The organism is Mycobacterium palustre, assembly GCF_002101785.1.
GTDB lineage: Bacteria > Actinomycetota > Actinomycetes > Mycobacteriales > Mycobacteriaceae > Mycobacterium > Mycobacterium palustre.
This window is the reverse complement of sequence record NZ_LQPJ01000085.1, coordinates 1-18183: the sequence shown is the minus strand read 5'-3', so window position 1 is coordinate 18183 and position 18183 is coordinate 1. Positions and strand designations below refer to the sequence as shown.

The window sequence follows — 18183 nt, the reverse complement described above, 5'->3', positions numbered from 1 at the left end:
TTGACGCGGAAGCGAAGTTATAGTCGCCGAGTGATCAGCGGTAAACCGCTGGCGGGCCGCGATGGCGAAATGCGGCTCATTCGGCGCGCCCTGAGCGGCGCCGGCAACCACTCCGGCGTGGTGATCGCCGGAGCCGCCGGCGTGGGCAAGACCTGGTTGGCCCGGGAAACGCTGCGGTGCGCCGAGGCGTCGGGCGAGCGCACAAAGTGGATCGTCGGCACCGAATCGGCGCGCGCGCTGCCGCTGGGCGCGTTCATCGGCCTGCTGGGCCAGGCCATGTCCGATCCGCTCACCAACGTCCGGCGGGTGATCAATTCTTTTGTCGCGCAACAGCATCGGGGTCGCGTCGTGGTGGGGGTGGACGACGCGCACCTGCTGGACGGGTTGTCGGCGCTGGTCGTTCACGAGCTGGCGCAATCGGGCGGGGCGCGGCTGGTGGTCACCGTGCGCACCGGCGCCGAGGAACCCGATGCGGTGACGGCGCTGTGGAAGGAAGGGCTGCTCGTTCGCCTGGACCTCGAACCACTATCGGTCGCGGCGACCCGCGAGGTGATCGAGAGCACGCTCGGCGGCCCGGTCGACGCGCGCAGCGCGGTCCGGTTCCGCAAACTCACCGGCGGAAACACGCTGTTCCTTCGCCAGTTGCTGTCCGATCAGGTCGCGGCCGGGCGGATGCGGGAATCGGCGGGGGTGTGGATGTGGGACGGCGACGTCGCGGTGTCGGCGAGCCTGTCCGACACGGTGGGGCGCAAGCTGAGCCGGCTGAGCCCGCCGCTGGCGCTGGTGGTCGACACGCTGTCGCAGTGCGAGCCGCTGGCCGTCGACGTGCTCTGCGACCTGCTGCCGCGGCGCGACCTGGCGGTCGCCGAGTCGATGGGCCTGGTGAGCGTCGAGCGCACGGCGGGCGGGCTGATGGCCAGGCTTGCGCACCCGCTGTTCGGCGAGCTGCGCCGCGCGACCGCCGGCGAGATGTACCTGTCGTCGATCCGCGGCCGGCTCGCGACGCGGCTGGCGCAAAGCGGCGACGCCGACGTGCAGGCCACCGTGCGCCGGGCCCTGCTCAGCCTCGAGTCGGACCTAGACCCCCAACCCGAGCTCTATCTGGAATCGGCGCGGCACGCGATGACGCTGCTGGATCTGGACCTGGCCGACCGGTTCGCCACCGCCGCCGCGCGGGCCGGCGCGCCCGGGGCCGCCGGGGTCCGGGCGATGAACCTGGTGCTGCTGGGGCGCGGCGACGAGGCCGAGGCGGCGCTGCGCGAGCTGGCCGACGCCGACTCGCCGGAGGGCCATCATTGGTCGACGGTGCGCGCGGCCAACCTGATCTGGATGGTCGGGCGGCCCGCGGAGGCGGGCGCGATCCTCGACGGCCTGGCCGCACGCCCCGAGACGGCGGCGCAGGTTGCCGAGCGTCAGGCGGTGCAGGCGTGCCTGGACGCGGTGTCGGCCCGCTGCGAAGCGGCGACCGAAAGCGCCGGGGCGGCACTGGATTTCGTGGAGCTGCCGGACTTTCACGCGATGATGGCCTCGCTCGCGCTGATCATGGCGAGGGGGGCGCTGGGCCAGATCGACGGGCTGGCCACCGTCGCCGAACAGGCGCTGCGGCGCGCCACTACGTCGTTTCAGGCGTCGCACATGCGCTTCTGGTTCGGCGCGGTGTACGGCCGCGCGTGCCGGCTGACCGGGCGCCTCGACGAACTCGTCAGCACCGCGCGGCAGGTGGCCGACTCCGCCCGCGACATTCCCGGACTGGCCTACGCCAACCTGGCCTTCCTACTCGGATACGCCGAGCTGTCGCGAGGCGCCGTCGGCGACGCGGCCCGGCTGTTACACGAGGCGCTCGCCGGCGTGCAAAGGCACGCCGTCACAACGGGTTTGCGGCAGGCGAGCTATTTCGCGCTGGCCGAGGCGCACGCCAAGCTCGGACAGCCCGCCGAGGCCACCGACGCGATGGCCAGCGTGCGCCCGACCGTTTCACCCGAGTTTCTGTTCATGCACACCGCCATGTCTTTGTCCGACGGGTGGGCGATGGCCGCAAGCGGCCGGCTGAGCGACGCCGTGGCCACCGCCCGCGAGGCGGCGCGGCTCGCGCGCGACCGGGGGCAGCCCACCCACGAGCTGGCGTGCATCCAGGCCGCGGCGCAGTGGGGCGACGCGTCCGCGGCGGCGCGGGCTCGGGAACTGGCCGACGCGTTGTCGCTGCCGCTCGCCGAAGCCGTTGCCGCGCACGCGGAGGCGTTGGCGGCCGGCAAGGGCGAAGGCCTGCTGGCCGCCTCGGCGGCCTACCGCCGGATCGGTGACCGGGCCACCGCGGCGGACGCGGCGGCGCAGGCCTCGGTCGCGTTCGACGAAAGCCAGCAACACAAGCGCGGCCTCTACGCGGCGGCGCTGGCCCGCGAACTGGCCGACGAATGCGGCGGCCTGCAGACGCCGGCGCTGCGGACGCCGACCGGTGTGAAGTTGTCGGGTCGCCAGCGCGACGTCATCGAGCTCGTGGTGGCAGGTCTGACCAACCGGCAGATCGCCGACCAGCTGGTGATGTCGGTGCGCACGGTGGAGGGTCACGTCTACCGGGCCTGCCAGCGGGTGGGAGCGCAGTCGCGCGAGGAGCTGGCGTCGATCATGCGATACCGGCGCGGCGACAACTGACCCGTCTAGGACTGCACGCCGAGTAGCCGCGCCGACGCCCACAGCGCCAGCACCGCGAGCACCAACGCGGGCGGCACGGTGCACAGGCCCAGGCGGGTGTATTCGCCCACGCCGGCGTCGACGTCGTGGCGGCGCAACACCCGCCGCCACAACAGGTTCGACAGCGAACCGACGTAGGTCAGGTTGGGGCCGATGTTGACCCCGATCAGCACGGCCAGGATCGCCACCGGTCCGGCGGGCGCCACCAGCGGCAGCAGCACCAGCGTGGCGGGCAGGTTGTTGACGACATTGGCCAGCGCGGCGGCGATCGCGGCGATCCCGAGCAGCCCAAGCAGCCCCGAGCCGGACGGCAGCACCGCCGACATCGCCCGGTCCATGCCGTTGAGCATCACCGCCCGCACCACGATGCCCAGCGCGAGCACGAACAGCAAAAACGACACGTGCGCCGACCGCGCGATCTCGGTCACCGTGGTGTGCCGGCGACCGAGGCTGCGCACCGCGAGCACCGAGGCACCGACGACGGCCACCCAGGCCGGGGCGACGCCCACCGACTCGCCGAGGGCGAACCCGGCGAGGGTCAGCCCGACCACCACCAACACGAACACCGGGGGCCGCGGCGCGGGCCCGCGCTTCTCGGGGTCGGGCTGCGCGCGCAGGTCGCCGGCGAAAAACCGCCGGAACACCGCGTATAGCGTGGCTACCGCGATCAGCCAGGGCAGCGCCATCACCAGGGTGAACTTCGTGAACGAGAGCTTGGCGAGGTGGAAGGCCAGCAGGTTGGTGAGGTTGGACACCGGCAACAGCAGCGAGGCGCCGTTGGCCAGGTGAGCGGTGGCGTAGGCGTAGGGCCGCACCGGGGCCCGCAGTCGGCGCACCGCGGCCAGCACCACCGGCGTCAGCAACACCACCGCGGCGTCCAGGCTCAGCACCGCCGTGATGAGCGACGAGATGGCGAACACCCGAAGCAGCAGGCCGCCCGAGCCGACCCGGCCCCGCGCGATCACCGCGCCCGCCGCCTCGAACAGGCCCTCGTCGTCGCACAGCTTGGCCAGTACGAGGACGGCGCCGAGGAAGGCGACCACCTCCCATAGGCCCGCGACCTCGTCGGCCGCCTGACGCAGCGAGATCGCGCCGACCCCGACCAGGATCGCGGCCGCGGGAACGGCCGCCACCGCCTCGGGCAAGCCGCGGGGGCGCGCGACGGCGAACACGAGCACGGCAGCCAGCAGCACCAGCGCGGCGGTCAGTCCCAACGCCGAAACCGCTTCACGTCCAGGGGTCTTCGCGCCGCCACACCGTCGGCATGTGCAGCGCGACACCGTCGTGGGCGGCCAGCTCGTCGAGGACACTGATGGACACGTCGAGGTCGTCACCCGCATAGGGCAAGGCCCGCAACGGTTTTGACAACGGGCGGAAGAAGTCGTCCCAGTGGATCAGCACCACCCGGCGGGCGCCCACGGCCCGCACCGTCTCGTCCCAGTAGTCGAGCAGATACGACCGGGGCCGCAGCCCCAGCTGCCCGACGCTGAGGTACGCCGCGTCCGCGCGGCGGCCGGCCAGCGCGCCCTTGACGAAGCCGGCGCTGCCCTGGATCAGCAGCCGCCGGCCCGACGGGCGGTGATGCACCAGCGTCGACCACGCCTCGCCGCAGCGGTAGGCCGACGCCTTCGCCGGTGGGCGCAGCGGTTCGTCGATCACACCGGGGAACCGGTCGGGCGGGCAGTGCCGCGACTCGACGAGCGTTACGTCGTAGGCGCCCAACCGGATCGGCTCGCCCGGGGCCGCGACCACGATGCGGTCCTCGGCCAGCCCGTAGCCGCGGGCGACGTTGGCGGCCGAGCGGCCGCCGACCAATCGCGCGCCGGTGCGGTCGGCGACCAGGGCGGAGTCCATCACGTGATCGAGGTGGGTGTGCACCGGGACGACGGCCTGCAGCCGCGACACCTTGGCGCGCGCCAAACAGCCGTCCACGCGGGCCGGCGACGGCGCAACCCTGCCGGCGGCCACCCGCGCCAGGCCGGGGCGCGAGAAGTACCCGTCGGTCATCAGCGCCGAGGAGCCGTCGTCGACCAGCAGCGTCGCCACCCCCATCCAGGTCACCGAAAGCGGCGAGTCGGGCCCGGCGGCGGGCGCGTCGAACCGGTCGGAGTAACGCGACAGGTCCGGCCGACCGAGCTTGAGTCGCATCAGCAGAAGGCCCTGACGTCGATGCCGGCGGCCGCCAACGCCTCCCGTACCGCGGTCGCGATCCGCACCGCGCCCGGCGAATCACCGTGCACGCAAACCGATTCCACGCTCACACCGATCTCGGTGCCGTCGATCGCGATGATTCGGCCCGAGGTCGCCATGGTCACCACGCGCTCGGCGATCGCCGCCGGGTCGTCGAGCACCGCGCCCGGTTCGCGGCGCGACACCAGCCGGCCGTCCGGGCGGTAGGCGCGGTCGGCGAACGCCTCGGCCACCGTGCGCAGGCCGCGGCGGGCGGCCTCGTCGAAAAACGCCGAGCCCGCGATGCCCAGAACCGGCAGCGCCGGGTCCACCAGTCGCACCGCCTCGGCGAGCGCGCCCGCCTGCGTGCGGTCGGTGACGATCGTGTTGTACAGCGCCCCATGGGGTTTGACGTAACACACGGTCGAGCCGGCCGCCGCCGCGATCGCCTGCAGGGCGCCGATCTGGTAGACCACGTCGGCGATCAGGTCCTCGGCGGTGACGTCGACGAAGCGCCTGCCGAACCCGGCCAGGTCGCGGTAGCTGACCTGCGCCCCGATGCGCACGCCGCGCTCGGCGGCCGTCCGGCAGACCCGCAACAGCCCGGCGGGGTCGCCGGCGTGAAAGCCGCACGCCACGTTGGCGCTGGTGACGATCCCGAGCATGGCGTCGTCATCGCCGAGGCGCCAGACGCCGAAGCCTTCGCCCAGGTCGGCGTTGAGGTCGATGACGGCCACCCGCCTAGCTTATTGCCGGGGCGGCCTCGCGGCGGCGCCCCAGCAGCCAGCAGGTCAGATAGATCGCGAACGAGATGGTCGCGACGAACACCGACACCGGGACGCCGGGCGCCAGCGACAACACGATGCCGCCGACGGCGGCAACCTCGGCGAAGACGACCGACGCCGCGATCGCCGCGGCGGGCGAGCTGACCACCCGGGCGGCCGCGGCGGCGGGCGTGATCAGCAGCGACATCACCAGCAGCGCCCCGACGATCTGCACGGCCTGGGCCGCGACCACGCCGACCAGCGCGGCGAACACGATGCCCAGCGCGCGCACCGGCACGCCCCGCGCGGCCGCGACGTCGGGGTCGACGGTGGCGAACAACAGCGGGCGGTAGCAGGTGGCGAGCACGGCGACCACGAGCAGGCACACCAGCGCCAGCATGGTCAGGCCGGTGTAGCCGACGCCGACGATCTGGCCGGTCAGCAGCGCGAAAGCGGTCCCGGTGCGCCCGGGGTAGAGGTGGATGAACAACACCGCCAGGCCGAGCCCGAACGCCAGCACCACGCCGATCGCCGAATCGCGTTCGCGGGCGCGCTGACCGAAGAACCCGAACAGCGCCGCCGCCAGCGCGCTGCCGACCAGCGCGCCCAGGCCCACCTCGAAGCCCGCCAGCAGCGCGAAAGCGGCTCCGGTCAAGGACAATTCGCTGGACCCGTGCACCGCGAACGACATCTGGCGCATCACGATGAACGGCCCGATCAGCCCGGCCACCAGCCCCAGCAGCGCGGCCGCCAGCAGCGCCTGCTGGACGAAGTCGTGGCGCAGCAGGTGGGCGGTGATGTCGAAGGAGAACAGGTGGTCCACCATCTCGTCGATCCGGCGGCTCATCGGTGACACCCGCCGTCGGGCTCGCCGACCACGACGAAGCCGTCCTTCACCTTCACCACCTGGATGTCGGCGCGGTAGAGCGCCGACAGCGTGTCCGAGGTCATCACCTGCTCGACGGTGCCGACCTGGAAGCGGCCGTTGACCAGATACAGCACCCGGTCCACGTACGGCAGGATCGGGTTGAGCTGGTGGGTGACGACGACGACCGCCGTCGCGGCGTCCCGGCGGCGCTGGTCGATCACGGCCGACACCAGCTTCGCGTTGGCCGGATCCAGGGCCAGCAGCGGCTCGTCGCACAGCAGCAGCGTCGGGTCGCCGACCAGCGCCTGGGCGATCCGCACCCGTTGCAGCTCGCCGCCCGACATCACGCCGACCCGCACGTCGGCGAGGTGTTCGCCGTTGACCCGGCGCAGCGCCTCCGACACGGTCGCGCGCCGGCGGGCCCGGTCGGCGGACCGCAGCGGCACGCCGCCCCAGCGGGCGCCGTCGATGCCCAGCCGGACCAGGTCGCGGCCGCGCAGCATCACGTCGCGGTCGATCGGGCGGTGTTGCGGCACGTAACCGATGCGTCCGCTGCCCAAGGTGACGGGCTTCCCGTCGACCAGCGCGGCCCCGGCGTCCAGCGGCAGCTGCCCGAGCAGGACCCGCAGCAGCGACGTCTTGCCGCTGCCGTTGGGGCCGAGCACCGCGACGAACTCGCCGGGCGACACCGACAGGTCGAGGTGGTCCCACAGCACCCGGGCGCCGAACGCCAGCCGGGCCCCGCGCAACGCGACGGCGGGGGTTCGGCGGTCGACCGCCTGGACGGCTTTCAGGCTCACGCGCTTACCGGTTCGTCCGCAGGGCGGCCAGCAGCCGGTTGACGGTGTTGCGCTGCCACGTCAGGTAGTCGGTGCCGGCGGGCAGCGTCTCGGTCACCTCGGTGACCGGCACCCCCGCCCGCCGCGCGGCGTCCTCGAGGCGGTTGATCGCGGTGCCGGTCGTCTGGGGGTTGACCAGCAGCGTCGCCACCTGGCGGCGGTCGATCATGTCGAGGACGGAGGCCATGTCGGCCGGGGCCGGCTCGGTTTCGTTCTCGTTGGCCGCGGTGAACGCGGCCGGGCTGCGGTTGACCAGGCCCGCCGCCGACAACAGGTAGTCGACGTCCGGTTCGGTCGCGATGACCGCGGCGTCGGGGTAGGCGCTGGCGATCGCGTGTTCGGAGATGGCGATCGCGTCGGCGTCGCGGCAGAACGCGGCGGCGTTGGCGCGGTAGTCGGCGGCGTTGGCCGGGTCGATGGCCGCCATCCGGTCGGCGATCGAGGAGGCGGCGGACTTGGCGACGTTCAGATCGTAGAAGACGTGTTCGTTGGGGGGTTGCCCGCCGTTGGGGCGGGCCGCGAACGAATAGGCTTCGACCGACTTGACCGACTTGACGGCCGGGTGGCGGGCCAGCAGCTGGTCCACCCACGGGTCGTAGCCGCCGCCGTTGTAGACGACCAGGTCGGCGTCGGTGATCGCGGCGGCGTCCGACGGGCTTGCCGTGTACGAATGCGGGTCGACATCCGAGCCGCTGAGGATCGACTTGACCGGCACGTGACGGCCGGTGACGGCGCTGGCCACGCTGCCCCACACGTCGGTGGAGGCGATCACGGTGGCCGCCCGCTGATGCACCGAGGACGCGCAGCCGGTGAGCGCGGTCAGGCCGGCCAGGGCCACCGACAGCCAGCGCGGCACACCACTTACCGCCGCCAATTCGCATCCTCTCCTCGGCCCCGTCAGCCGACCCACAATACTAATGAAAATCGTTTCCATTAGAAAGTGGCGCGTAGGCGAGATGGGCAATCCGCTGTAGCGTCACCGGACGTGAGTCCCACACCGCGCCGGCGTGCGACTCTGGCGTCGTTGGCCGACGAGCTGAAGGTTTCGCGCACGACGATCTCGAACGCCTTCAACCGGCCCGATCAGCTCTCCGCCGACCTCCGCGAGCGCGTGCTCGCCACGGCGAAACGGCTGGGCTACCCCGGGCCCGACCCGGTGGCGCGGTCGTTGCGTACCCGCAAGGCCGGCGCGGTCGGCCTGGTGATGGCCGAACCGCTGACCTACTTCTTCAGCGACCCGGCGGCGCGCGATTTCGTCGCCGGGGTGGCGCAGTCGTGCGAAGAGCTCGGGCAGGGCCTGCTCCTGGTGGCGGTCGGGGCCAGCCGCAGCCGCGAGGACGGGACCGCCGCCGTGCTGGGCGCCGGCGTCGACGGGTTCGTCGTGTACTCGGTCTGCGACGACGACCCCTACCTGCAGGTGGTGCTGCAGCGGCGGTTGCCGGTGGTGGTCGTCGACCAGCCCAAGGGCCTCTCCGGGGTGTCCCGCGTGGGCATCGACGACCGGGCGGCGATGCGCGAGCTGGCCGACTACGTGCTCGGGCTGGGACACCGCGAGATCGGGTTGCTGACCATGCGGCTGGGCCGCGACCGCCGCCAGGGCCTGGTGGACGCCGAGCGGCTGCGGTCGCCGGCCTTCGACGTGCAGCGCGAACGGATCGTCGGCGTGTGGGAGGCGATGACGGCCGCGGGCGTTGACCCGGATTCGCTGACCGTGGTGGAAAGCTACGAGCACCTGCCGGAATCGGGCGGGGCCGCCGCCAAGGCGGCGCTGGAGGCCAATCCGCGGATCACGGCGCTGATGTGCACCGCCGACATCCTGGCGCTGTCGGCCATGGATTACCTTCGCGCCCATGGCATTTACGTCCCCGGCCAGATGAGCGTCACCGGGTTCGACGGGGTGCCCGACGCGATCGGCCGCGGGTTGACGACGGTGGCGCAGCCGAGCCTGCGCAAAGGCCACCGCGCCGGTGAACTGCTGCTTAACCCCCCGAGGTCGGGGCTGCCGGTCGTCGAGCTGCTCGACACCGAGCTGATCCGGGGCCGCACCGCCGGCCCGCCGGCCTAGGGCTCAGCCGCCGTCCTGATCCCCGATCAGCAGCCGCACCGCCAGGTCCAGCCGTTTGCTGACGTCTGTCGCCGAGGCGCGACGGGTCAGCCACGCCAGCAGGTTCGACAGCCACACGTCCGAGATCACCCGGGCGATGTGGTACTGGTCCTCGGTCGGCTCGCCGTCGGCCATCGCCCGCGCGAACATGGAATCGATCAGCTTCTCGACCTGGTCGACCTCGCTGGCCGCCGAGGCGTCGGCGAACACGTAGGCGCGCGTCATCGCCTCGGTCAAAAGCGGGTTGCGCTGCATGGCGCGGTTGAGCTTGCCGACCATGAAGTTGAGCCGCTGGAAGGGGGTTCCCCCCGCCACGGTGGAGCGGTCGGTCTTGGCGTCGATGCGACTGAACTCCCGGCCCAGCGCCGACACCAGCAGGTGCACCTTCGACGGGAAGTACCGGTACAACGTGCCCACCGCCACGTCGGCGCGATCGGCCACGGCGCGCATCTGAACCGCCTCGTAGCCGCCCTTGGACGCGATGGCCATGGTGGCGTCCAGGATGCGCTTGCGGCGTTCCCGCTGTGCCTCCGAGCCCAGCTCCGACTCGGCCAGTACCGCCACGTTCATCACCTCGCGCGGCTGCGAGTCAGAGACGCGGGCCGAGTTCGGGTTCGCTGACGACATCTGAGGGGATGCTCCTTTTCCAGGTGGTTCGTTCGCAAACGATACGCATGCTGCGCGTGAATTTCCCACCTCCCCGCAGCGGGGACACCGACGTGTGCTGCTGTGATGGCGTTCGACTTGACGCTCGATCGCTGGCACTATTAGAACACGTTCTAGTGGCCTTTAGGGCCCCTTATCGGCATCGCAGAACCAATCACGCGGAGGGCCCTCAGGGTGGTAGCGACCGTCACCGACGAACAGTCTGCCGCGCGTGCGCTGGTGCGGGATTGGGCCCGCAACACCACGTCGGGGCCCGGCGGGACCGCCGCGATCCGCGCGGTCGAGCGGGGCAACCCCGATGCGTGGCGCCCGGTGTTCGCCGGGCTGGCCGACCTGGGGCTGTTCGGGGTGGCGATCCCCGAGGATTGCGGCGGCGCGGGCGGCAGCGTCGAGGACCTGAGCGCGATGGTCGAGGAGGCCGCCAAGGCCCTGATCGCCGGCCCGGTCGCGACGACCGCGCTGGCCACGCTCGTCGTCGAGGACCCCCAGCTGCTGGCCGCCCTGGCCGCCGGGGAGCGCTTCGCCGGACTGGCCCTCGAGGGTGACGTGCGGTTCGACGGGGAGCGGGTGTCGGGCACGCTGCCCTGGGTGCTGGGCGGCGCGGAGGGCGGCATCGTGATCGTCGCCGCCGACGGCAAGGCGCTGCTCGTCGACGCCGGCGGCGACGGTGTGGAGCTCGAGCCGCTGCCGGCCACCGATTTCTCCCGGCCGCTGGCCCGGGTGGTGCTGGCCTCGGCACCGGCCGCCGCGCTCGGGGCGTCGGCGCGGCGGGTCGAGGAGTTGGCCGCGACGGTGCTGGCCGCCGAGGCCGCCGGCGTGACGCGTTGGTCGCTGGACACCGCCGTCGCCTACGCCAAGGTGCGCGAGCAGTTCGGCAAGCCGATCGGCAGCTTCCAGGCCGTCAAACACATCTGCGCGGAGATGCTGTGCCGCGCCGAACAGGCCGAGGTGGCCGCGGCCGACGCGGCCCGCGCGGCGGCCGACCCCGACCCGGACCAGTTCTCCGTCGCCGCGGCGCTGGCCGCCGGCATCGGCATCGCCGCCGCCAAGGCCAACGTCAAGGACTGCATCCAGGTGCTCGGCGGCATCGGTTGCACGTGGGAGCACGACGCGCACCTGTACCTGCGACGCGCGCACGCCATCGGCCGCTTTCTCGGCGGCTCCGAGCGCTGGCTGCGCCACAGCGCCGCGCTGACCCAGGCCGGGGTGCGCCGCCGACTGGGGATCGACCTGTCCGAGGCGGAGGGGCAGCGGGCCGAGATCGCCGCGGCCGTCGCCGACGTCGCCGCGCTGCCCGAGGAGAAGCGTCAGGTGGCGCTGGCCGATGCGGGCCTGCTGGCGCCGCACTGGCCGGCCCCGTACGGGCGCGGCGCCACGCCGGCCGAGCAGCTGCTGATCGATCAGGAACTGTCGGCGGCCGGGGTCGTGCGCCCCGATTTGGTGATCGGGTGGTGGGCGGCGCCGACGATTCTCGAACACGGCACGCCCGAGCAGATCGAGCGGTTCGTGCCGGCCACCCTGCGCGGCGAATTCCTTTGGTGCCAACTGTTTTCCGAGCCGGGCGCCGGGTCCGATCTGGCGTCGTTGCGCACCAAGGCGGTCCGGGGCGACGGCGGCTGGCTGCTGACCGGTCAAAAGGTGTGGACGTCGGCGGCGCAGAAGGCGCGGTGGGGTGTGTGCCTGGCGCGCACCGACCCCGAGGCACCGAAGCACAAGGGCATCACCTACTTCCTGGTGGACATGAAATCGCCGGGCATCGAGATCCGCCCGCTGCGCGAGATCACCGGGGACTCGCTGTTCAACGAGGTCTTTTTGGACAACGTGTTCGTGCCCGACGACATGGTGGTCGGCACGGTGAACGACGGCTGGCGGCTGGCCCGGACCACCCTGGCCAACGAGCGGGTCGCGATGGCCACCGGGACCGCGCTGGGCAATCCGATGGAAGAGCTGCTCAAGGTGCTGGCCGAACTGGAGCTCGACGCCGCCCAGCAGGACCGGCTGGGACGGCTGATCGCCACCGCCCAGACGGGTGCGCTGCTGGATCAGCGCATCGCCCAGCTGGCCGTCGGCGGCCAGGACCCCGGGGCGCAGTCGAGCGTGCGCAAGCTGATCGGCGTCCGCTACCGGCAGGCGCTGGCCGAGTTCATGATGGACGTCTCCGACGGCGGCGGCCTGGTCGACAACCGCGCGGTGTTCGACTTCCTCAACACCCGCTGCCTCACGATCGCCGGCGGCACCGAGCAGATCCTGCTCACCGTCGCCGCCGAGCGGCTGCTCGGGCTGCCCCGCTAGCCGAGATCGGCTGCGGCGGCATGCAATTCGCGCAGCGCCTGGCACGCCATCTCGCCCAAGTCTCCGTCGTCGCCCGGTTCGGCCCACCGGGCGTAGGCGGACCATGTTCGCATCGTCAAGAGAACGTCGTCTGCGCGCAGGTGCTGGGCGAGGTGATGTTGACCCCGGGATAGACCACCTGGATGTGGGTGCAGACGATGACGTTGACGTCCGTCTTCGGCTGGCCCGTGGACCAGTCGGCCGAGTCGATGCGCCCGTTGGTCTGGTATTTGTCCGGGGGGCCCTCGCCGAAGTAGACGGTGGTGATCTCGTCGTTGCCCATCGCCTTGTGGACCCGCTCGTACTGGCCGGCGGCGTGGGTGTCCAGGTAGGCCATCCGGTTCGTCGAGCGGACCTCGGTGGTCTGGCGGGCCCACAGGCCCGGCGGGAATCCGGTGACCCCGTCGGGCGTGCGCGTGTCGGCCCCGGCGACGAAGTCGCAGTGGCCATCCGACTTGAAGCAGTTGAGGAAGATGTGGGTCTCCAGCTGATTGGGGCCTTCCAGCGGGAACAGCGTGGTGGCGCCGTTGCTCGCGGCCGCGCAAAGGGGAGGAGGGGGAAACGCCAACACGCCCGCGACGACCGCAAAGCCCGCCATCAGCCGCTTCATCGTGCTCCCCTTCTCGGTTCGCTGTGCCACTACTCGTCGTAGGTGACTTCTACCGAATCAGATTCCGGGCGAGATTGACAGGCCAAAATCAGGCCCTCGTCGAGGTCCTGCTGCTCGAGCACGTCGTTGACCTCCATGTCGACCCTGCCGCTGCGCAGCGTGCAGGCGCACGCGCCGCAGTGGCCCTCCCGGCAGGAGAACGGCGCGTCGAGACCTTCGGCGAGCAACACGTCGAGCAGCTTGGCGTGGCGCGGCCAGGACACGGTGTGCGTTTCCCCGTCCAGCTCGACCACCACGGTGGCCGGCGGCTGGTCGCCTTCGGCGGTGTCGTCGATATCGGCGATCTCGACCGCGGCGAACGGATCGGAGTCCAGCGACTTGAACACCTCGATATGGACTTGGGCGGCAGGGACTTTCAGCGATTCAAGCGCGGCGCGCGCCGCGTCCATGAAGGGGCCGGGGCCGCAGATGAACACCGGCCGGTCGGTGTAGGGGGCGGCGAGCTTCGCCAGCGCGGCCGCGCTGGGCAGTCCCTGCAGCGATTCCAGCCAGTGCAGCACCGTCAGCCGGTCGGGATACTTGGCCGACAGCTCGCGCAGCGCGTCGGAAAAGATCACCGAGCGGTCGTCGCGGTTGGCGTAGACCAGCGTCACCTGCCCGCCGCCCTCGGCGAGCGCCGACTTGCAGATCGACATGATCGGGGTGATCCCGCTTCCGGCGGCCAGCAGCAGAAAGTCGTCGTCGAGCGTCTTGGGCACGAAGGTCCCCGACGGGGCCAGCACGTGGATGCGCATGCCGGCGTGCGCGTGATCGCACAGCCAATTGGAGGCGTATCCGTCGGCGGTGCGTTTCACCGTGACCGTCAGCGCGTCGTCGGTGTAGGGCGAGCTGCACAACGAGTAGCAACGGGCCACCGAGCCGGTGCGCTCGCTCGGGACGCGCAGCGTCAAAAACTGTCCGGGCGCGTACCTGAGCCGAGCGGGCGGGATGTGGGGGTCCCCCTTTTCGCTCGGCACCGCGAACACCAGCGAGCGCGCATCGTCGGTCTCGGCGACGACCTCGGCGATCTGCAGCTCCAGGACGTGGTCGCCGAGTGGCTCGTCGGGAATTCCCTCGGTCACGACCGCCCCTCCTTGATCACAACTAGAACATGTTACAGAAACCCCGTTTGGTACCGCTACCAGCCGCAGGAATACCCTGCTCGACACAAATCGGCACGTGTTCTAGTCTCTCGGGTAAGTCCACTGTGTAAGTCCGGCCCAGGAGGCAAACCTAAGTGACGTCCATTCAACAGCGCGACGCGCAGTCGGTTTTGGCCGCCATCGACGATCTGCTGCCGCGGATTCGGGAGCGCGCCCAGGCGACGGAGGAACTGCGCCGGCTGCCCGACGAGACCGTCCAGGATCTCGAGGACGTCGGCTTCTTCACGCTGCTGCAGCCCGAGCAGTGGGGCGGCCTGCAATGCGACCCCACGCTCTTCTACGAGGCCGTCCGCCGGTTGGCGAGCGCCTGCGGTTCCACCGGCTGGGTGGCCTCGATCATCGGCGTGCACAACTGGCACCTCGCGCTGTTCGACCAACAGGCCCAGGTCGAGGTGTGGGGCGAGGACCCCACGACGCGGATCTCGTCGTCCTACGCGCCGATGGGCGCGGGCGTCGTGACCGACGGCGGCTACCTGGTCAACGGTTCCTGGAACTGGTCGTCAGGCTGCGACCACGCCAGCTGGACGTTCGTGGGCGGCCCCGTCATCAAGGACGGCCGGCCGGTGGACTTCGGCAGCTTTTTGATCCCGCGCAGCGAGTACCGCATCGACGACGTGTGGCACGTCGTCGGCCTGCGCGGCACCGGCAGCAACACCCTGGTGGTCAAGGACGTCTTCGTGCCCCGGCACCGCTTTCTGTCCTACAAGGCGATGAACGACGGCTCCGCCGGCGGATACCGGACCAACGCCGCGCCGGTCTACAAAATGCCCTGGGGCACAATGCATCCCACCACCATTTCGGCGCCGATCGTGGGCATGGCCTACGGCGCGTACGACGCCCACGTCGAGCACCAGGGCAAACGGGTGCGGGCGGCGTTCGCGGGCGAGAAGGCCAAGGACGACCCGTTCGCCAAGATCCGCATCGCCGAGGCGGCCAGCGACATCGATGCCGCCTGGCGCCAGCTGATCGGCAACGTCGGCGACGAGTATGCCCTGTTGGCGGCGGGCAAGGAGATCCCGTTCGAGCTGCGCGCCCGCGCCCGTCGCGACCAGGTGCGCGCCACCGGCCGCTCGATCGCCTCGATCGACCGGCTGTTCGAGGCGTCCGGCGCCACCGCGCTGGCCAACGACCAACCGGTGCAACGGTTTTGGCGCGACGCGCACGCCGGCCGGGTGCACGCGGCCAACGACCCCGAGCGCGCCTACGTGATCTTCGGGAACCACGAGTTCGGGCTGCCGCCCGGCGACACGATGGTGTGATGACCTCCACGCAGGAGCTGACGTTCGAGTCCACGTCGCGCTTCGTCGAAGTCGACGTCGACGGACCGCTCAAGCTGCACTACCACGAGGCGGGCTCGTCTTTTGCAGGTGACGACCGGACGGTGGTGCTGCTGCACGGCGGCGGTCCGGGCGCCTCGAGCTGGACCAACTTCTCGCGCAACATCGCGGTGCTCGCGCAGCATTTCCACGTGCTGGCCGTCGATCAACCCGGCTACGGACACTCCGACAAACGCGCCGAGCACGGGCAGTTCAACCGTTACGCCGCCCGCGCGCTCAAGGGGCTCTTCGACGAGCTGGGCCTGGGACGCGTTCCGCTGGTTGGCAATTCGCTGAGCGGGGGCACCGCCGTCCGGTTCGCGCTCGACTACCCCGACCGGGCGGGTCGCCTGGTGTTGATGGGTCCGGGCGGCCTGAGCGTCAACCTGTTCGCGCCCGATCCCACCGAGGGGGTCAAGCGCCTGGGGGCGTTCTCCGTGGACCCCACCCGGGAGAACCTCGAGGCCTTCCTGCGGGTCATGGTCTACGACAAGAACCTGATCACCCCCGAACTGGTGGACCAGCGTTTCGCGCTGGCGAGCACCCCGGAGTCGCTGACGGCGACCCGCGCGATGGGAATGTCGTTCGCCGGGGCCGATTTCGAGCTCGGCATGATGTGGCGCGAGGCGTACAAGCTGCGCCAGCCGGTGTTGCTGATCTGGGGTCGCGAGGACCGGGTCAATCCGCTGGACGGCGCGCTGGTCGCGCTGAAGACCATTCCGCGTGCGCAGCTGCACGTCTTCGGGCAATGTGGGCACTGGGCGCAGGTGGAAAAGTTCGACGAGTTCAACAAGCTCACCATCGATTTCCTGGGAGGCGCGAGATGAGCATCCGGTCTCTGGGCTATCTGCGCATCGAGGCCACCGACATGGCGGCCTGGCGCGAATACGGCCTGAAGGTGCTCGGCATGATCGAGGGTAAGGGCAACACCGAGGGCGCGCTGTACTTGCGGATGGACGATTTTCCCGCGCGGCTGGTGATCGTGCCGGGCGAGCGCGACCGGCTCTCGGAGACCGGCTGGGAATGCGCGAATGCCGAAGGGCTGCAAGAGATCCGCGATCGCCTCGACGTCGAGGGAACCCCGTACAAGGAGGCCACCGCCGCCGAACTGGCCGACCGCCGCGTCGACGAGATGATCCGGTTCTCCGACCCGTCGGGCAACTGCCTCGAGGTCTTCCACGGCGCCGCCCTGGAGCACCGCCGGGTGGTCAGCCCGTACGGGCACAAGTTCGTCACCGGCGAGCAGGGCCTGGGCCACGTGGTGCTGTCCACCCGCGACGACGCCGAGTCCCTGCACTTCTACCGTGACGTGCTGGGGTTCAGGCTGCGCGACTCGATGCGCCTGCCGCCGCAGCTGGTGGGCCGGCCGGCAGACGGCGCCCCCGCCTGGCTACGGTTCTTCGGCTGCAACCCGCGCCACCACAGCCTGGCGTTCATGCCGGCGCCGACGCCCAGCGGCATCGTGCACCTGATGGTCGAGGTGGAAAACGCCGACGACGTGGGCCTGTGCCTGGACCGGGCGCTGCGCCGCAAGGTGCCGATGTCGGCCACGCTGGGCCGCCACGTCAACGACCTGATGCTGTCGTTCTACATGAAGACACCCGGCGGCTTCGACATCGAATTCGGTTGTGAGGGCAGGCAAGTCGACGACACCGACTGGATCGCGCGGGAAAGCACCGCGGTGAGCCTGTGGGGCCACGACTTCTCGGTCGGATTCAGAAGCTAGCCGGAGCTGGCCATGTCAGCACAGATCGATCCGCGGGCCTTTCGGCAGGTGCTGGGTCAGTTCTGCACGGGCATCACCATCATCACCACCGCGCACGACGGCGTGCCGATCGGCTTTGCCTGCCAGTCGTTTGCGGCGCTGTCGCTGGACCCGCCGCTGGTGCTGTTCTGCCCGACCAAAGTGTCGCGGTCCTTCAAGGCCATCGAAGCCACGGGCCGGTTCTGTGTGAACGTGCTGAGGGAAAAGCAGAGGGACGTGTCGGCCCGGTTCGGGTCCAAGGAGCCCGACAAGTTCGCCGGGATCGACTGGCATCCTTCGGAATTGGGTTCGCCGATCATCGAGGGGTCGCTGGCCTACATCGACTGCACGGTGGCGTCCGTGCACGACGGCGGGGACCACTTCGTCGTGTTCGGCGCGGTCCACTCGCTGTCGGAGGCCCCCAAGATCAAGCCCCGGCCGCTGCTGTTCTATCGCGGTGACTACACCGGCATCGAACCCGACAAGACGACGCCGGCCCAGTGGCGCGACGACCTGGAGGCGTTCCTCACCACGACCACCCAGGACACCTGGCTGTAAAAGCGCTATCCGTTCGGTCCGGGCGGGCCGGACAGCAGCCCGCCGGTGCCGCCGACCCCGGGCAGCCCGCCGGAACCGGCGATGCCATCGATCACGCCGGCCCCGCCGGCGCCGCCGGTCCCGGCCGCCCCGCCGGTGCCACCCGTGCCGATCAGCCGGGCGGTCCCGCCGGTACCACCATTGCCAGCGTTGCCGCCGTTGCCACCAAGGCCGGGAAGAGCGCCGCCGCCGCCTTCGCCGCCGTCGCCGCCGGTGCCACCGATGGCGCCGGCTCCACCAGCGCCACCGCCGCCGTAGAGCAACCCGCCGGCTCCGCCGGCGCCG

Annotated in this window: 17 protein-coding genes; 7 read left to right on the top strand and 10 right to left on the bottom strand. The window is 71.1% G+C overall.

Translation table 11 applies throughout. The features are described 5' to 3' along the window. The first annotated feature begins 30 nt into the window (after positions 1-30). On the top strand, positions 31-2649 hold the full coding sequence (locus AWC19_RS09180; protein WP_085077747.1) for a helix-turn-helix transcriptional regulator: 2619 nt from the start codon (positions 31-33) through the stop codon (positions 2647-2649). Positions 2650-2654: 5 nt separating this feature from the next. Here the strand turns inward: AWC19_RS09180 and AWC19_RS09175 are convergent, their stop codons facing one another. Genes AWC19_RS09175 through AWC19_RS09150 form a run of 6 tightly spaced genes read right to left on the bottom strand, consistent with a single transcriptional unit; the run spans position 2655 to position 8262 of the window. Next, the gene (locus tag AWC19_RS09175) at positions 2655-3902 is read right to left on the bottom strand and encodes an SLC13 family permease (protein ID WP_085077746.1); all 1248 of its coding nucleotides are present in this window, start codon (positions 3900-3902) and stop codon (positions 2655-2657) included. Positions 3903-3915: 13 nt separating this feature from the next. Continuing rightward, positions 3916-4836 (bottom strand): MBL fold metallo-hydrolase, encoded by a 921-nt coding sequence (locus tag AWC19_RS09170; RefSeq protein WP_085077745.1) that lies wholly within the window; start codon positions 4834-4836, stop codon positions 3916-3918. Then, positions 4836-5594 (bottom strand): LamB/YcsF family protein, encoded by a 759-nt coding sequence (locus AWC19_RS09165; RefSeq protein ID WP_085077744.1) that lies wholly within the window; start codon positions 5592-5594, stop codon positions 4836-4838. Before AWC19_RS09165 ends, AWC19_RS09170 begins: the two co-directional genes overlap by 1 nt. Positions 5595-5598: 4 nt before the next feature. Further along, positions 5599-6468, bottom strand: a complete 870-nt coding sequence (locus AWC19_RS09160) for a metal ABC transporter permease (RefSeq protein ID WP_085077743.1) — start codon at positions 6466-6468, stop codon at positions 5599-5601. After that, positions 6465-7289, bottom strand: coding sequence for a metal ABC transporter ATP-binding protein (locus AWC19_RS09155; RefSeq protein ID WP_085077742.1), 825 nt, complete (start codon positions 7287-7289; stop codon positions 6465-6467). The genes AWC19_RS09160 and AWC19_RS09155 overlap by 4 nt, the downstream gene beginning before the upstream one ends. Before the next feature lie 4 nt (positions 7290-7293). Beyond that, positions 7294-8262: a metal ABC transporter solute-binding protein, Zn/Mn family gene (locus AWC19_RS09150; RefSeq protein WP_085077741.1), complete on the bottom strand. Its 969-nt coding sequence runs from the start codon at positions 8260-8262 to the stop codon at positions 7294-7296. Between the two features lie 51 nt (positions 8263-8313). On the opposite strand from AWC19_RS09150, the gene AWC19_RS09145 reads away from it, so the two are divergent. Further along, positions 8314-9393 carry an Rv3575c family transcriptional regulator gene (locus AWC19_RS09145; RefSeq protein WP_085077740.1) on the top strand — a complete coding sequence of 360 codons (1080 nt, stop codon included), beginning with the start codon at positions 8314-8316 and terminating at the stop codon, positions 9391-9393. Between the two features lie 3 nt (positions 9394-9396). Here the strand turns inward: AWC19_RS09145 and kstR are convergent, their stop codons facing one another. Beyond that, positions 9397-9996: a cholesterol catabolism transcriptional regulator KstR gene (kstR, locus tag AWC19_RS09140; RefSeq protein WP_142281085.1), complete on the bottom strand. Its 600-nt coding sequence runs from the start codon at positions 9994-9996 to the stop codon at positions 9397-9399. A gap of 276 nt (positions 9997-10272) precedes the next feature. Between kstR and AWC19_RS09135 the strand changes: the two genes are divergently transcribed. Then, a complete protein-coding gene (locus AWC19_RS09135; protein WP_085077738.1) occupies positions 10273-12390 on the top strand; it encodes an acyl-CoA dehydrogenase family protein in 2118 nt (705 codons plus the stop codon). 115 nt (positions 12391-12505) lie between these two features. On the opposite strand, the gene AWC19_RS09130 is transcribed toward AWC19_RS09135, so the two are convergent. Together AWC19_RS09130 and AWC19_RS09125 are read right to left on the bottom strand one after the other, a co-directional pair. Continuing rightward, a complete protein-coding gene (locus tag AWC19_RS09130; protein WP_085077756.1) occupies positions 12506-13039 on the bottom strand; it encodes a hypothetical protein in 534 nt (177 codons plus the stop codon). Positions 13040-13068: 29 nt separating this feature from the next. Next, entirely contained in the window at positions 13069-14160 is a 1092-nt protein-coding gene (locus AWC19_RS09125) for a ferredoxin--NADP reductase (RefSeq protein ID WP_085077737.1), read from the bottom strand. 155 nt (positions 14161-14315) lie between these two features. Between AWC19_RS09125 and hsaA the strand changes: the two genes are divergently transcribed. From hsaA to hsaB, 4 genes are read left to right on the top strand one after another with little or no spacing between them, the layout of a single operon-like run. Next, complete coding sequence (gene hsaA / locus AWC19_RS09120) at positions 14316-15500, top strand: 3-hydroxy-9,10-secoandrosta-1,3,5(10)-triene-9,17-dione monooxygenase oxygenase subunit (protein ID WP_085077736.1); 1185 nt, start codon at positions 14316-14318, stop codon at positions 15498-15500. Beyond that, positions 15500-16384 carry a 4,5:9,10-diseco-3-hydroxy-5,9,17-trioxoandrosta-1(10),2-diene-4-oate hydrolase gene (gene hsaD, locus AWC19_RS09115; protein ID WP_085077735.1) on the top strand — a complete coding sequence of 295 codons (885 nt, stop codon included), beginning with the start codon at positions 15500-15502 and terminating at the stop codon, positions 16382-16384. Before hsaA ends, hsaD begins: the two co-directional genes overlap by 1 nt. Next, the gene (gene hsaC / locus AWC19_RS09110) at positions 16381-17283 is read left to right on the top strand and encodes an iron-dependent extradiol dioxygenase HsaC (protein WP_085077734.1); all 903 of its coding nucleotides are present in this window, start codon (positions 16381-16383) and stop codon (positions 17281-17283) included. Before hsaD ends, hsaC begins: the two co-directional genes overlap by 4 nt. 12 nt (positions 17284-17295) lie before the next feature. After that, positions 17296-17859 (top strand): 3-hydroxy-9,10-secoandrosta-1,3,5(10)-triene-9,17-dione monooxygenase reductase subunit, encoded by a 564-nt coding sequence (gene hsaB, locus AWC19_RS09105; protein ID WP_085077733.1) that lies wholly within the window; start codon positions 17296-17298, stop codon positions 17857-17859. A gap of 5 nt (positions 17860-17864) precedes the next feature. Here the strand turns inward: hsaB and AWC19_RS29630 are convergent. Next, on the bottom strand, positions 17865-18183 hold a 319-nt coding region (locus AWC19_RS29630), incomplete at its 5' end, for a hypothetical protein (RefSeq protein WP_211284889.1).